Origin of the sequence: Pseudomonas sp. SIMBA_041 (genome assembly GCF_046535095.1) — a bacterium.
GTDB classification, from domain to species: domain Bacteria; phylum Pseudomonadota; class Gammaproteobacteria; order Pseudomonadales; family Pseudomonadaceae; genus Aquipseudomonas; species Aquipseudomonas mucoides.
Genome location: NZ_JAWRXJ010000006.1, coordinates 74,216 through 88,173, shown reverse-complemented (window position 1 = coordinate 88,173; position 13,958 = coordinate 74,216). Strand labels below are relative to the sequence as shown.

At 56.2% G+C, this 13,958-nt stretch carries 16 protein-coding genes and 3 pseudogenes; 8 read left to right on the top strand and 11 right to left on the bottom strand.

What is annotated here, in order from left to right:
* Window positions 1-3 precede the first annotated feature (3 nt).
* On the bottom strand, window positions 4-2,316 hold the full coding sequence (locus SB725_RS15855; RefSeq protein ID WP_410922203.1) for an FdhF/YdeP family oxidoreductase: 2,313 nt from the start codon (window positions 2,314-2,316) through the stop codon (window positions 4-6).
* A 178-nt stretch (window positions 2,317-2,494) separates the two neighbouring features.
* Here SB725_RS15855 and SB725_RS15850 point away from each other — a divergent pair, with 178 nt between their 5' ends.
* The 3 genes and pseudogenes from SB725_RS15850 to SB725_RS15840 all read left to right on the top strand — a co-directional run bounded on the left by SB725_RS15850 (window position 2,495) and on the right by SB725_RS15840 (window position 3,422).
* Window positions 2,495-2,890 (top strand): quinone oxidoreductase family protein, encoded by a 396-nt coding sequence (locus SB725_RS15850; RefSeq protein ID WP_410922202.1) that lies wholly within the window; start codon window positions 2,495-2,497, stop codon window positions 2,888-2,890.
* 6 nt (window positions 2,891-2,896) lie between these two features.
* Window positions 2,897-3,241: pseudogene (locus SB725_RS15845) on the top strand (zinc-binding dehydrogenase); the annotation flags it as partial.
* Window positions 3,242-3,311: 70 nt separating this feature from the next.
* The gene (locus tag SB725_RS15840; protein ID WP_410922201.1) at window positions 3,312-3,422 is read left to right on the top strand and encodes a hypothetical protein; all 111 of its coding nucleotides are present in this window, start codon (window positions 3,312-3,314) and stop codon (window positions 3,420-3,422) included.
* Window positions 3,423-3,770: 348 nt separating this feature from the next.
* Here SB725_RS15840 and SB725_RS15835 read toward each other — a convergent pair whose 3' ends face one another.
* The 4 genes from SB725_RS15835 to SB725_RS15820 form a co-directional block, all read right to left on the bottom strand.
* Window positions 3,771-3,902, bottom strand: a complete 132-nt coding sequence (locus tag SB725_RS15835; protein WP_410922199.1) for a hypothetical protein — start codon at window positions 3,900-3,902, stop codon at window positions 3,771-3,773.
* Window positions 3,899-4,129 carry a DUF6555 family protein gene (locus SB725_RS15830; protein ID WP_410922434.1) on the bottom strand — a complete coding sequence of 77 codons (231 nt, stop codon included), beginning with the start codon at window positions 4,127-4,129 and terminating at the stop codon, window positions 3,899-3,901. The genes SB725_RS15835 and SB725_RS15830 overlap by 4 nt, the downstream gene beginning before the upstream one ends.
* A 67-nt stretch (window positions 4,130-4,196) precedes the next feature.
* Window positions 4,197-5,507 carry an SDR family oxidoreductase gene (locus SB725_RS15825; RefSeq protein ID WP_410922433.1) on the bottom strand — a complete coding sequence of 437 codons (1,311 nt, stop codon included), beginning with the start codon at window positions 5,505-5,507 and terminating at the stop codon, window positions 4,197-4,199.
* 81 nt (window positions 5,508-5,588) lie between these two features.
* On the bottom strand, window positions 5,589-6,359 hold the full coding sequence (locus SB725_RS15820; RefSeq protein ID WP_410922198.1) for an OBAP family protein: 771 nt from the start codon (window positions 6,357-6,359) through the stop codon (window positions 5,589-5,591).
* Window positions 6,360-6,547: 188 nt separating this feature from the next.
* On the opposite strand from SB725_RS15820, the gene SB725_RS15815 reads away from it, so the two are divergent.
* Window positions 6,548-7,048: a CinA family protein gene (locus SB725_RS15815; RefSeq protein ID WP_410922197.1), complete on the top strand. Its 501-nt coding sequence runs from the start codon at window positions 6,548-6,550 to the stop codon at window positions 7,046-7,048.
* A gap of 553 nt (window positions 7,049-7,601) precedes the next feature.
* Here the strand turns inward: SB725_RS15815 and SB725_RS15810 are convergent.
* The gene (locus tag SB725_RS15810; protein WP_410922196.1) at window positions 7,602-8,039 is read right to left on the bottom strand and encodes a hypothetical protein; all 438 of its coding nucleotides are present in this window, start codon (window positions 8,037-8,039) and stop codon (window positions 7,602-7,604) included.
* A gap of 266 nt (window positions 8,040-8,305) precedes the next feature.
* Here SB725_RS15810 and SB725_RS15805 point away from each other — a divergent pair, with 266 nt between their 5' ends.
* Window positions 8,306-8,527: a hypothetical protein gene (locus tag SB725_RS15805; RefSeq protein ID WP_410922195.1), complete on the top strand. Its 222-nt coding sequence runs from the start codon at window positions 8,306-8,308 to the stop codon at window positions 8,525-8,527.
* Window positions 8,528-8,883: 356 nt separating this feature from the next.
* On the opposite strand, the gene SB725_RS15800 is transcribed toward SB725_RS15805, so the two are convergent.
* A complete protein-coding gene (locus tag SB725_RS15800) occupies window positions 8,884-9,138 on the bottom strand; it encodes a hypothetical protein (protein WP_410922194.1) in 255 nt (84 codons plus the stop codon).
* A 191-nt stretch (window positions 9,139-9,329) separates the two neighbouring features.
* Between SB725_RS15800 and SB725_RS15795 the strand changes: the two genes are divergently transcribed.
* Together SB725_RS15795 and SB725_RS15790 are read left to right on the top strand one after the other, a co-directional pair.
* Window positions 9,330-10,025, top strand: coding sequence for a glycosyltransferase (locus SB725_RS15795; protein ID WP_410922192.1), 696 nt, complete (start codon window positions 9,330-9,332; stop codon window positions 10,023-10,025).
* Window positions 10,026-10,029: 4 nt separating this feature from the next.
* A pseudogene (locus SB725_RS15790) lies at window positions 10,030-10,277 on the top strand (hypothetical protein).
* A 7-nt stretch (window positions 10,278-10,284) separates the two neighbouring features.
* Here the strand turns inward: SB725_RS15790 and SB725_RS15785 are convergent.
* Window positions 10,285-10,489: pseudogene (locus SB725_RS15785) on the bottom strand (hypothetical protein).
* A 226-nt stretch (window positions 10,490-10,715) separates the two neighbouring features.
* Between SB725_RS15785 and SB725_RS15780 the strand changes: the two are divergent.
* The gene (locus SB725_RS15780) at window positions 10,716-11,855 is read left to right on the top strand and encodes a glutathione-independent formaldehyde dehydrogenase (RefSeq protein WP_410922191.1); all 1,140 of its coding nucleotides are present in this window, start codon (window positions 10,716-10,718) and stop codon (window positions 11,853-11,855) included.
* A 274-nt stretch (window positions 11,856-12,129) separates the two neighbouring features.
* Here the strand turns inward: SB725_RS15780 and cyoE are convergent, their stop codons facing one another.
* The 3 genes from cyoE to cyoC are packed head-to-tail and all read right to left on the bottom strand — an operon-like array spanning window position 12,130 to window position 13,956.
* Window positions 12,130-13,044: a heme o synthase gene (gene cyoE, locus SB725_RS15775; protein WP_410922190.1), complete on the bottom strand. Its 915-nt coding sequence runs from the start codon at window positions 13,042-13,044 to the stop codon at window positions 12,130-12,132.
* Window positions 13,002-13,340 carry a cytochrome o ubiquinol oxidase subunit IV gene (gene cyoD, locus SB725_RS15770; RefSeq protein WP_410922188.1) on the bottom strand — a complete coding sequence of 113 codons (339 nt, stop codon included), beginning with the start codon at window positions 13,338-13,340 and terminating at the stop codon, window positions 13,002-13,004. Before cyoD ends, cyoE begins: the two co-directional genes overlap by 43 nt.
* Before the next feature lies 1 nt (window position 13,341).
* Window positions 13,342-13,956 (bottom strand): cytochrome o ubiquinol oxidase subunit III, encoded by a 615-nt coding sequence (gene cyoC / locus SB725_RS15765; RefSeq protein WP_410922187.1) that lies wholly within the window; start codon window positions 13,954-13,956, stop codon window positions 13,342-13,344.
* Window positions 13,957-13,958: the final 2 nt, after the last annotated feature.

Sequence of the window (13,958 nt, the reverse complement as noted above, 5' to 3'; positions counted from 1 at the left end):
GCTTCAGCCGGGCATGTGACGCGCCGCACTCAGCCGCACCGGCACCGATTTGGCGGCTGGCACCTTACTGCGTTCGGCATGGTGCCACAGCGGCACCAGCGGATTGCATTCCGGGTAGTACGCCGCAGCGCACCCCTCGGGAATATCGTAGGCAATGATCTCGAATGGCCCGACTTGACGCTTGACCTCGGGCTCGATGGCGGTGGTGAGCAGCACCCGCTCGCCAGCCTCGAAGCCCAGGCGCACGATGTCATTACGGTGCATGAAAATCACCTCGCGCGTCCCGCTGATGCCGCGAAAACGATCGTCATAACCGTAGATCGTGGTGTTGAACTGATCGTTGCTGCGCAACGTCATCAGTTGCAGCACGTCACGCGGAGCATCGCCGGGGTTCACATCGTCATCCTCATTGAGCGAGCGCGGCGTGATAAATTGGGCCTTGCCGGTGTCGGTCAACCATTCCCGTCGAGCCGCGGCGATGGGCCGATGGAACCCACCGGGTTCGTTCATGCGGCTTTCCATGTCATGGAAAATCTCCGGATAAATCGTGCCGATGGCCGTCCTGACTTTTGAATAATCATCGCACCAGCCTTGCCAGTCGATCCCGTAGCTGGAGGGCAGGGTGGCCAGCGCCAGTCCGGCGACGATGCTGGCTTCGGCACGCACTTGCGGGCTGACCGGTTCCGCACTGCCATGCCAGCCATGGATGCAACCCGTGCTGTCCTCGGTGGTGTAAGTCTGCGCGACGCCGTTTTGCCGGTCGATTTCAATACGCCCCAGGCAGGGCAGCAACCACATGTTCTGTGCGGGCAGCAAATGGCTGCGATTAAGCTTGGTCGCAATCTGCACATTCAACTGCAGCGTGTTCCAGGCAGGCTCCATGCGCGAGGTGTCCGGAATCGCCCGCAGAAAATTGCCGCCCAGGCCAATGAAGCCGCGAACGCGACCGGCCAGAATGCCTTCGCAGGCATCCACGGTGCAAAGACCCATCTGCGGTGGCACCTTGAATCCGAAGTGTTGCTCGATCAGTTCGGCCGGGACTTTTTTCGGATCTTCGGTGATCCCCACAGTGCGCTGCCCTTGGACGTTGGAGTGGCCGCGCACCGGGCATATACCCGCCCCGGGTTTGCCGATGTTGCCGCGCATCAGCAGCAGATTCACAAGCATCTGCACATTCTCGACGCCGTGCCGGTGCTGGGTCAGGCCCATGCCATAAATCATCATGACCTTGTGGCTGCGGGCGTAAACGGTGGCTGCCGCTTCAAGCGCGCAGCGGCTTAAGGCCGAGCGCCGCTCGATGGTTTGCCAGTGACAGCCGCGCACGGCCGTGGCGAACGCCTCGAACCCGTCGGTGTGCCGGGCAATGAAATCGTGGTCGAGAACGGGCTTCGCCCCGCCCTGCCGAGCCAGGTCATCCATTTCCAGCAAAGCCTTGGCGATGCCGATCGCGGCTGCAGTGTCACCGCCGATGGCAACCTGGTGGTACTGGGTGCTGATGGTGGTCGACTCGGGCGTGAGCATTTCGGTCGGCGACTGCGGATTGACAAAACGTTCCAGCCCCCGTTCATGCAAGGGGTTGAAGGTAATGATCGGCACGTTGCGTTTGCGCACATCCTGCAATTGATGAAGCATTCTGGGACTGTTGCTGCCGACGTTCTGACCGAAGAAAAACAAGCAGTCGGTGTGATCGAAATCCGCCAGCGTCACTGTGCCGACCGGTACGCCGATGCTTTCCTGCAGGCCAACTGACGTGCTTTCGTGGCACATGTTCGAGCTGTCGGGCAGGTTGTTGGTGCCATAGGCACGGGCAAACAGCTGGTACATGAACGAGGTTTCCAGCGAGGCGCGTCCCGAGGCGTAAAACACCACACTGTCGGGCGTCATGACCCGCAGTTGCGCACCGATGTCACGGTAGGCTTCTTCCCAGGAGGTTTCCCGGTAGCGGTCGCTGGCGGAATCGTAATGCAGGGGATGGGTCAGGCGGCCTTGCTGTTCCAGCGCATGGTCCGGCCATTGCCGCAGTTCACAGAGAGTGTGTTCGGCGAAGAAGTCCGGGCTGGTCTTCTTCGACGTCAATTCCCACGCAGTAGCCTTGGCGCCGTTTTCGCAGAATTCCAGTGCGTGCGGCTGCCCGGGCTTGGCCCAGGCACAGCTGACACAGGCAAAACCATCCGGTTTGTTCTGCTTGAACAGGGCGGCGGGCGCCTTGGCCAGCGCCTGTTCGCGCCACAGTATCTGCATCACCGATTTGGCCGAACCCCAACCGCCACAGGCATTGGTATAGGGCTGGAAATGGCTTTTGGGATAGATAAGCATCAGGCACCCCCGGGTTTTGGCTGAATACAGTTGGGACGGGCCGGTAGACGCAAAGGTTCGAGTGGCTTCGTGGGTGGAAGATGCCGTTTGTCAGCGTTGCTCGATATCAAGTGAACCCCTGGACATCGGCGGTCCTCCACACCCCTGTGTGCTTTGAACAGACAATGAGGTGCGTACCATGAAAGCAATCAGGATGGAGCAGTTTGGCGGCCCCGAGGTCATGCGCGTTTGTGACGTCGAGGTGCCGGAGCCTCTGGCAGGCGAGGTGCTGGTCAAGAATTTTTTCGTGGGTATCAACCCTGTGGACTACAAGATTCGCGAAGGCCAATACCCGGAGGCCAAGCAGGACAAACTCCCGCCCACCCTCGGCCGTGAAGTCGCCGGCCTGGTAGAAAAAGTCGGGCAGGGCGTCAGCGATTTCAAGAAGGGCGATCGGGTGTTTGCGATGATTGGCGCCGACGGTGGCTATGCCGAGTATTCGCGGGTACCGGCGGTGCATCTGGCGCATATCCCCCAGTCACTGGATTGGCCGGTTGCGGCCGGTGTACCGCTGGCGGGCCGTACCGCTTGGTAGGTCCTGGTGGAGCACGGGCAGATCGAGCAAGGGCAGAAGGTGCTGATCCATGGCGGGACCGGCGGGGTGGGCCACTTTGCCGTGCAGTTAGCCAAGGTCAAGGGTGCCCAGGTATACGCCACCGCCTCCACGGACAGCCTGCCGTTCTTGCGCGAGCTGGGGGCAGACCGCGCAATCGACTACAAGACCGAGCGTTTTGAGGACATTTGCAAGGATTTTGACCTGGTGATTGATTTGATCGGCGGCGACACGCAGGCCCGTTCCTGGCAAGTGCTGGGGGAGGGGGGCCGGCTGGTGTCGACCCTGGCGATGCCCGACGTCAGCCATCCGCAGGCAGCCGGCAAGACCGGCGCACGGTTTACCGCGGCGCCACGTGGCGAGGAGCTGACAGAGATCGCCGGCTTGATCCGAGGCCGGCAATGTGCAGGTCTACCTCGCCAAGGTATTCGAGGTGGAGGCTGCGGTGCAGGCGCTGGATTACCTGGCCAATGAGCATGTGCACGGCAAAGTCGTGCTGCATATCAGTGATTGAGGAGGCGTCATGAACCCACCATCCAAACCGCATACGTCGGGGCAAATCGGGCAAAAGGTGCGGCCCGATACGGCAAAGCGCAACGACAAATCGGAGGACCCGACGGTCGACCGCCCCTGGAAGGCGGACGTCGATCAAGGCGGCGTTGCCCCTGGCGGGCCTTCAAAACACCCTGAGTCAGGGGCGTGATATTTGACCGGGCGTCAGCCCTGTTTTCGACAGGGCTGACGGCTATCTTCGCTTTGTACGATGGATGCGCATCCACTCTTGGTAAGCGGCGGTGCGTTGCGCATCTGCAGCTTTCTTCGCTTCGATGAAGGGCGCCCACGTCTGTGGGTCGTCGCCGCTTTAGGACTCGATGATTTTGTACGCTTGCGCATCCAGTCGATCGGCTTCGAAAAGCATCTCATTATTTCGCGCGACCTCATCATCGCGTGCTTGTCTTTTTTTCGTATAACCAAGCGTCTGGCTGTTCATCATGCGATACCCTCCGCCCACTTCACCTGCGTCGCGGCGCTCCAGCCTACCTGCGTGATGCCGTACTTTTCCGCCATCGGCTTGGAAACACGCTTGAGTGTGTGTTGGCCAAATTTGGGTATGACGGCGACACCTGCATCGCAAGCGGTCCAATGCCAAGCCTCGGCATTGTTCATCTGCGATGCGCGCACGATGAAGGACTTCGGTTCACCGTGCAGCTGATACTCGATGGTAAATAGAGGAAGTTGTAAGACGTGTCGGGTTACCTCATGTGAAGAGGGCGGTTGCCCCCGGAATTCATTTATGCCGATTGCTGTTTGTTGAGCGCTTGCGCGCAATGACAATACAGCCGAGTAATAGCGCTGCACTTGCGGCCACCCACAAATAAGATGAGCTGCGTGTTTGCCTCCAGCCGCCCTCTACGCGACGTTCACCGCAGGAAGGTGTAAACAGGTTGCCCGACGAAGTCGCTGAGTGGGGTGCCCGTTGTAGGGCGGTGCGGGTGAGCCGGCCGGATACCTGGGGAAAGGCAGGCAGCAAAAAGTGCGCGACTCGAGCGATGGTTGCAGCGGCACCCACAGTGGTGCTGCTCCTCGGTTGCAGCGCGCAAGCGACCATCGCCCGCGCCACCTGACGCGGATCATAGACCGGTGGCGGCGGCTTCAATGCGTGGCCGGTAAAATTTGCGCCATCGCGAAAGCCCGGTGTATCCATCACGGCAGGATAGATGTCGCACACGTGAATATTGGGGTAGCCAACCAGTTCGCCGCGCAGTGCTTCGGTCAAGCCACGCAGGCCATATTTACTGGCTGAATACGCGGCAGCAAAAGGCTGGGCGACCCAGCTTCCCAGCGAGAGTGTATTGATCAGAATCCCGCTTTTCTGGGCTTTGAAATAGGGCCACGCCACGTGGGCGCCACGCAGGTAACCGAGCAGGTCTGTTTGCAGTACTTGTTCGTGTGCTTCCAAAGGCGTGTTTTCGAAGCTGCCGACGGCCCCTACACCGGCGTTATTGATCCAGATATCGATGCGGCCGTTTCCGAAGGCTGCAGCCTTTTCCGCCAGCGCGCGCATTTGGTCGCCATGTGTCACATCGGTTTTAACGGCGATCGCCTGCGCGCCGCGCACAGCACATTCCTCGACCACTTCTGCCAGCGCCCTTTCATCACGAGCCGCCAAGACTAACCGGGTACTTTGTTCTGCGAATGCGTGAGCAGCAGCACGACCTATGCCGCTTGAAGCGCCGGTGATCACCACCGTTTTGCCGTGTAACTGGGCATGGTTTTTTCCCATTACAGGCGAGCGTGCAGGCAAATCCTCGGGCACATGAACAGGTATCGGATGGAGCTTCAAACGGGCACCGTCGGCCAGTAGGAGGGTAAGGTTTTCAATCGTGCCAGCGACACGGTCGGGGAATACCGGGTCGCCTAAGGCGTCGAGCTCGTCGTAAATAAATGTCTGACCCTCAAGCCACCCGACAGCCGTCAACAGTTCAGGACCCAGGTAATATTTTCCATCCAGGAAAAAACCGCAAAAGCTTCTAGTTCGCTCCAGGCTCTCCACTGCGTATCGTTCACCAGGACTCATTCCGGTTGCTGAATCAATCATCATGACATCCTCCTATCTCTGGTCTTGCGATAGAGAAGGGCTAGCAAATGATCGTTCAATCCAAATGACTGAGTGGTGCGTTCAGTGCTGATGGGCCGTTATAGTCGGATCGGTGATCTGAATAATGGTGCCCTGTTGCCATGCGTCCGCACCGGGTGCGATGGTTGGCGCAACTATATCGATGCGAGTCTTCTTCTTTTCGATGCTGTCGATACCCATTCGCTGATCTCGCTCGGCGACCATCCCAGGGTCGGCCTGGCCATCGGTGGTAAACCCCATCATCAGTTGCGGTGCACCCAGCGGAAGGCGTTTGTGGAGATCGGTATGCCAGGTATGCCAGGTATGCCAGGTCTTACCGTAGGTTTGTACCAGTTTTTCCATCAAAGCGTGCTCGGCCACTTCGGGGATTCCCGGTGCGACCAGTTGTCCTGATTTCACTTCGTGCACGTGGCTGTGCCAAAGCGCCTTCTCAGGTTCAGGCAGTGTGTTGAATAACTGCTCGCTGATGATGTATTCCACGCCCATCAACTTTGCATCCTTACGATTGCCGTCGTAGATCACGCATTGAATCACCTCTTCGTTGAGAATCGCGCAGTAGTGATGCGCTTCCATCTGCACCTCAGGATGGCCGTTATAAAAGTGAAAACCGTCCAGATAGGCGTTCAATGCATCAACAGGCGGACGAGATTGGAGCAGGGCTGCACCGGCTTCTAGGGTTCGGGTAGATGAAGTAGTGGGTTTACCGGGTGCCCCCACCTTCGAGGGAGAATCATTGCCAGCGCAGGCGCTTAGCAGGGTAAAGGTTGCCGCCAAGGAAAATGACATGGCCATTCTGGCTGTTGTGGTAATCATTATCGTAGGTTCCATCCTCTTGCCTTCTCTCAAGCGGAATTGGTGAAGGTCAGGTTCAACTCTGTAAGCGTTGGAAAACCTGGCACCGTGCAGGTTCAAAACACTTTCACTTGAACATTGATTGATTTGAAAGGTCGCTTTTTGGAACATGGTGATAGCACAATCGCTCGCGCGCAGGAGCAATTATCATGTTTGTCGCCGCTTCTATCGTGGAGTACCTCAAACTCAATCGACTGGTCATTACGACGGCCGAGTCTTGTACCGCGGGAAAAATTATCACATTGATTTCGGAGGTCGACGGAGGGGGGCATGTATTTAGAGTGGTTATGTCGTCTATTCGCCAGAAGCGAAAACAGCGACTGTTAAAAGTACGCCCGTACACCATAAATATTTTTAATCTCACGAGTTGTGAGGTTGCTCGGGAGATGGTTCTCGGGGCGCTTGGCGACAGTCCGGCAAATGTAGCCATCGCGACCACAGGCATACTGGGTCCGGATGTGATCGATGGGATAACTCTTGGAACTGTTTGTTTTGACTGGGCCTATCGATTAGGGCGGGGTCTGAGCGTATTCTGTCGAAAGGAACGGTTCATGGGCTCCCGCCAGGAGGTCCAATTGGCGGCATCCCTCCATGCCCTGAAATCGTTGCCGCATTTTCACCAGCTAGCGATTGCGGGTGAGGGCGCTTAGCAATCTCTGACCCACAGCCTGCGAAAGCCACCTTGATCGCCCGTTACTGGCCCCTCATCAGGGAAATGGTAACTGTTCGATATTCCTCAACTGTGCCCGGGGTGGGCGCCTCGCGGCAAATATCCGCATGCTGGCCTGGCGGATAGGCGCCTACTACGAGAAAGTCTTTACTGGCGCTCAGGCTGCAATGCCCGGTGCCTGCCGGCAACAGCAACACATCGCTTGTACTCAAGTTCAGAACCTGACCGTGCTCGCACCCAGCATCAGCTGAGCATAGCCGCTTGCGACGCCCAGCACTTCGTGCCCCTGTGTATGGTAATGATGATAGCTGTAGATCCCATCACACCACTGAGATGACCAACCTTGGCTGGCGAACATGGCTTCAAAGAGTGCCGCAGGGTCGTCGAAGGGCTTGGGCAGTGCCTCTCAATAAAAAAGTACGGGCAGGTCCGGGTTATTGGGCACCGTATCACCGCGCTTAAAAATAAGCGGTATTGACGCAGCTGTACCATTCTCAAAGCAGTTCATATGGGATGCGCCATTTGAAATCCGGTTATTGAGCTGACTGCCACGTCCACTGCCCGCCGTCTTTCTCACAATCGATTTTGGCTTGCTTAAGGTCCTCTGCGGCATAGTGATAAGTCACCACCCCAGAGTTGCTGGGAAGCATCGCGCCTGCGTGGCCAGGAACTTTGGCGGTTGCATGAGGATTCGCAAGTGCCTCCTGTGTGAGTGTTGCCTTGCAAACGGCCGTATAGTCGCCGGCGCATTGAGCGATCTTGGTTTTTTTTGTGTTCATCATGTCCTTGTTTTCATTGCTGCACGACCAATCGATAGCGTCGGAAGGCACGCCTTCGTACGTGTAGCAGGTGTGCTGTTCAACCACGGGTACTTGATCGCTCTGAGAGTGCGTGTAGACATCACACGCCGCAGCCAAGGCGTTTGAAAAGGTAAAGCACAACATCAAAAACATGGGTAGACGCAGGTTCATGATTGTCATCTCCACGTAGCGTTCACACTGTCGGATTCAATTGAATCGATTCATCTAGGAGCAAATTCTTTTCTCTCAACAAGTGGGAGGGCGTAACGGTAAATAAAGTTTTAACGCTCTGCATATCCCTCGACGAGTGGCGTGCAGCGCTATCCAATGCCGAATAGGGGGCGTTTGGGGTGATTGTGTTTGGACATTCAGGTCGGCGACGCTCTCACATAGAAATAGGCGAAAAGACAAACCCTGCTCCAAACAGGATGAGCATTATGAGCCACTTACCCCAACGACCCGAGCTCAAAGCTTGGTACAAGGCGTTGAACGACTACGAGTACCGCGCCAATTCTCCGGATGCTTTCCACCGTGCTCTGCTGGACGGTGTCAAAGCGCTGTTAAGCGGCGGTGTCATTGATTGGGACCATGTGAGGAACTCAAAAAGCTGGCTGATTCGGCGCATGCCCGGGCCGTGCTGGAAGCCAAAGCCCATCTGAAGCGTGACCCCTCAGCGTAACAGGAGCGGCAGGCGCAATTTCAAACTTCTCCGCCAAAACGACTAAGGCTATGGGTCGACGTCCAACAGCAGCTCCCCACTGGGAAGTTTTTCAATGTGGTGCACCACCCCACGGTAGGAGCCGCCCTCCCATTCGAAGGTAAGTGTGTGGGCGTGTTGTAGCTCGCTAGGCCACGGCAGTGCGAGTTGCAGCTGAAATCCAGACGCTTTGCGCATTATGCGTGCTCTGCACTCGCTTGCGAGTGGATTCACTCCGAACAGCGTGTCCACTAGGTATTGAATTTTGATTGAATGCATCGTCGCTTCAGTAGAGGCCGGCATATGAATTCCTGTTTATTACCCCACAGTTGAACGCCTGGAAGACTGTCTCGATATGACCATTTCTTCCAGTATTTCCCGTATGAGCCTATTGATTCCTGATTCCCCGTGATAGTGGGCGCGATTGATATTGGCGATGGTGAACTGATCAGCATCGTGCGCCGTCACGGTCACCGAAAGGCTGCCGTCGGGATTGAACGCACAGTTAACTGCGCAGTTAGGAAGGCGAGCGGAAAGGGCTGTTTCAACCTCCACTTTGGTTAGCGTGTCCATCAGTTCTCCGGATTAAAAGCCTAAACACGACAAGGCTAGTTCGGAATGCCGCGGCGTAAATACTGGCAGGATAATGGCGCTCCGAAACGCTCCTTTAGATGGAGCTGCTCTCGCTACGATAGATTCTTTAAACCTTCCTTATCAGGGCGGTGTCGATTGCTGGGCACACGTCGCGAGGTAAGGGAGAGAAAATGATAGGGGTCGTGTTAGCTGCTCATAACAAAGAACGCTATATCAGCCAATGCCTTGAGTCCGTATTCCTCGCAGTTGAACACCCGTCGCTAAAAGATCAGTTGCTCGAGATACTCGTCGTCTTGGATGACTGCTCAGATAGCACGGAGGCAATGGTCGCGGCGATGGGCGTACAGTCGATCGGTGTCTCCTTTCAAAACGTGGTTAAGACGAGAGCTGTAGGTGCTGAGCAGTTACTGAAAGCTGGTGCACGGTGGCTTGCTTTCGTTGTACCGCCCGATTGGCTAGCGCGTCAGATTGAGTTTGACGCTGACGCGGTGTGTGGAACAGTTGAGGTCGACAGCTGGAGAGAATACGGCGAGGCGGTTCGCACTCAATACCTGACGTTGTACCAGTTCATTGAGAACCATCGCCATATCCATGGGGCCAATCTCGGCTTGAGTGCCGAGGCTTATCAGAACGCTGGTGGGTTCAAGCATTTGAGGGCACACGAGGATGTTCAAGTGGTTGCAGACCTCGAGAGGATTGGAGCTCGTATTGTCTGGGCAGCCACCAATCCTGTGCTCACCAGTGCACACCGGGACTACAGGTGCCGGGGTGGATTTGGAGATTATCTGGCTTCCCTTATGCCTCCCGATACCGACAAAGGTGTCGAGCCGTCCATAGGTTCAGATTCTGGCCTCGAGGCTGGGTGACCTTGTGGATCTGATTGATTGGGTGCAATGGCCCGCCATGATAGTGACTGTCATGTCAGCTTGGTATATCGGTCTCAACAACCGCGCCGACGCATGATTGCCTTTTGGGAGTTTATCCTCAGCAACGCGCTATGGGTTATCTGGGGATGGCACACAAATGCGTTCGGATTGATTGGGCTCGAGTGCATTTTGCTTGGCATGAATGCTCGTGGGTTCAGGAAAAATCAGCGCGCTCGCCAGGCCTCCGAATGAATGGCGCCTACTGATTCTGAAAGTTCTTTTTAAACCCTCGTAGGTTCATCGAGCAAAGACAGATCTGCAGCATGATCAGTGCGTAGGCCTCCGCATAAGCCCCCCCAAATGACCCATAGGACATTACTCAAAATAAAACAGAAGAACCCGGCCATTCTTCTCGCGGGGCGTTGAGACCCGATAAGCCACGCGGCGATCACTGTCACTGCCATGGCGGGCCACTGAACCCAATCCAGATAACTCAAGCCAACCTCTCAATCTCTATCGATAAAAAAGAGAGGGATACGAGGGCGAATAATTCAGATTTTTTGAGCGATTTTGAGAATGTACCGCTCGTCAGACATGCATCGAATTTCTTGAACATACGATTTGCTCTCTCGGACAGATTAAACATGTATTGACGAAAAATCCCTTTCGTCTTGCCTCTGGGAGAACGCAATGAAAGCCATCGTTTATAACGGCCCTCGTGACGTCAGTGTGCAAAATGTGCCGGACGCCAAAATCGAAAAACCTACCGACGTTCTGGTGCGGGTGACGGCCACTAATATCTGCGGATCTGATCTGCATATGTATGAAGGCCGAACCTCTTTCGAAACCGGCAGAGTGTTTGGCCATGAGAATCTGGGCGAGGTCGTTGAAGTAGGCGCCGGCGTAGATAGAGTCATGGTAGGAGACCGTGTATGCCTGCCATTTAACATTGGTTGCGGTTTTTGCGAAAACTGTGAAAAAGGCCTGACCGGATTCTGCCTGACCGCTAACCCAGGTAATGCGGGCGCGGCCTACGGATTTGCTGATATGGGGCCTTATCAGGGCGGGCAGGCAGAGCTGCTACGGGTGCCGTATGCCGACTTCAATTGCCTGGTGCTGCCCGACGACGCGCAAGAGCGTGAAGAAGATTACGTCATGCTGTCGGATATCTTTCCAACGGGCTGGCATGCAACCGAGCTGGCGGGCCTCCTTCCTGGGGAGAGCATTGCCATCTATGGCGCCGGCCCGGTGGGTTTAATGGCCGCCCACTCAGCAATGATCAAGGGCGCCTCTCAGGTGTTCGTGGTCGACAATCATCCCGACCGTTTAAAGCTCGCCGCTCAGATGGGTGCTACGCCCATCAACTCGCTTGAGAAAGAGGCCGTGGAACAGATCTTGAACCTGACCCACGGCAAAGGCACCGATCGAGGATGCGAGTGTGTTGGTTATCAATGCTGCGACCGCCACGGTCATGAAGCCAATCACCTCACCATGAATAACCTTGTTGCCTCGACAAAAGCGACTGGGGGTATCGGAGTCGTTGGTGTGTTTGTACCTCAGGATCCTGGCGCTAAAAATGAACTCGCCAAAGAAGGCAAGATGGCCTTCGATTTCGGTGCTTTCTGGTTCAAGGGGCAGCAGATTCGAACTGGGCAGGCTAACGTCAAAGTCTACAACCGTCGCTTGGCCGAGCTTATCCATCATGGTCGCGCAAAACCTTCTCAGATTATTTCTCATCGCCTCAAGCTCGCCGAGGGCCCAGATGCCTATAACCACTTCGACGCACGTGACGATGGCTGGACGAAGGTCGTACTCAAGCCAGCAGCATAAAATGAACGGCCAACTTTTTGCCGGCTCGCATCGGGCCGGCGTCCTCTTCTGAAGGAAAAGCCTAATGCTCTTCGGGGGGAGCGTGTTAACAGGAGTTCTGAGTAGATCGTTCAGCAAGTCCGGTAGCTACTAAAAGGTGCAGCGGATGAGGCATATGCGTTTTTGCTTAAGATGCTGGCGAGGGATCGCGCTTACCTAAATGTTCTAACTCATGCAGCTGCCTCAGTAATGGCGGCTCTCGTACGCTTGGGTCGATGTACACCGAACATGTCGGTTAAATCAATGGCCTAATTACCGCATTGAGTGCCATCGCGAAATTCAGTATCAGGATCAAGAAAATGGAGACTGTGAAAATCCTACGAGCCCACATCTGCGTAGTGCCGGCCCTTGGCTGTTGCCAAGCCAGATAAAACCAATATCCGCCGAACAAGACCACCAAAAGCACATATACCGTATTCAAGCTCGCCGCCCATCCCAATGCTAGGGCACTGATGAGGAATGCCATAAGGTAGAGGAGAATCTGCCGTCGCGCTTGAAGCGGCGTGAGGGTAGGCAATCTCGCGGCGCGAAAGTCTTCATGGCGCATGACGGTGATCGCATGCGAATGGGGCATTTGCCAGAAGCAGAACATTGCGACCAACAGTAGCGCGGTAAAGTCAAAACGCCCACTGACCGCGCAGTAACCGATCACAGGGGGCATCGCGCCCGAGAGGCTGCCCACCAGTGTGCCCCAGTGCGAGCGCCGTTTCATCAGGCACGTGTAGATCCCCGCATAGATAACGAGACCAGCGGTGGCCGCGGCGAATGCAACGACATTGGTTGCAATCCACAACAGACCGAAGCCGATCAATCCAAGGACAATCGCATAGCACATTGCCGTCCCGATGGAGACTGCCCGAATCGCCAACGCTCGGTGGCACGTGCGTACCATGCGTCGATCGATGTCGCGATCAATGCAGTTGTTGATCACACAACCGCAGGCGATCACCAGCGCGGTCCCGACCACCGTGGCGGCTAAGTGCAGGCCCGAAACGGATTGGCCGGTGCTAGCCAGGAAGTAACCGCCAAGTACCGAGGCCATATTGCCGAAGATGATGCCTGGCTTGGTGAGCTGCAGACCTACGCCGAGCGACGCACTCCATTGCTTCAATGCGCGAGCATATTGTGGTGAATGCTGTTCATGATCCATAGCGATAGCCCAACCAGCAGGATAATGATCACCGCGGAGAAGATCAGCGCAATGAAGTTCCAGCGTTGTTCCGCAGCGGTGTCCAGGTGCAGGAAATACTTTAGGTGCACGACGATTTGTATTGCACCGAGCACGACCACCGTCCAGGCAGTCAAGCTGCGGGGCAGCGTCGGGTACATGACCAGGGCAAAAGGCACAACGGTGAGCAACACCGAGATAATGAAGCCGACCATGTAGGAGCGGCTGCTGCCGTGGCTGGTGCCGGCGCTGCTGTGAATTGGACTTTGCTTGTACATATCACACCACTCCCAGCAGGTAGACGACGGTAAAGACGCAGATCCAAACGACATCCAGGAAATGCCAGAAAAGGCTCAGGCAACTCAGCCGCGTCGCATTGGTGCTGGTCAGTCCGCGCTGTTTGATCTGAGCCATCAACACCGCCATCCACACCAAACCGCTCAGGACGTGGGCGCCATGGGTACCCACCAATGTGAAGAACGCAGTGAGGAAACCACTGCGGTCCGGCCCGTAGCCTTCCTGAACGAGGTGATGGAATTCGTTGATTTCCATCGCGATGAATCCGCAGCCCAGCAGGAATGTCGCGCCCAGCCACCGCAATACCATGACCGGCTCGTTGCGGTTCATCGCCAGCATGGCGTAGCCGTAGGTGATGCTGCTCAACAGCAGCAGGGTGGTTTCGCCGAGCACGTAGGGCAGCTCGAAAATGTCGATGGTCGAAGGGCCGCCCGCCACGCTGTCGCGCAACACCGCATACCCCGCGAACAGCGTCGCGAACAGGATGCAGTCGGTCATCAGGTAGATCCAGAAGCCGAAGACGCTCAGGGAGCCCGCGTCTTCGTGACCTTGCTCGTGGTTATGGGCAATGTCTTTGTCAACCACAATATTGGACATGG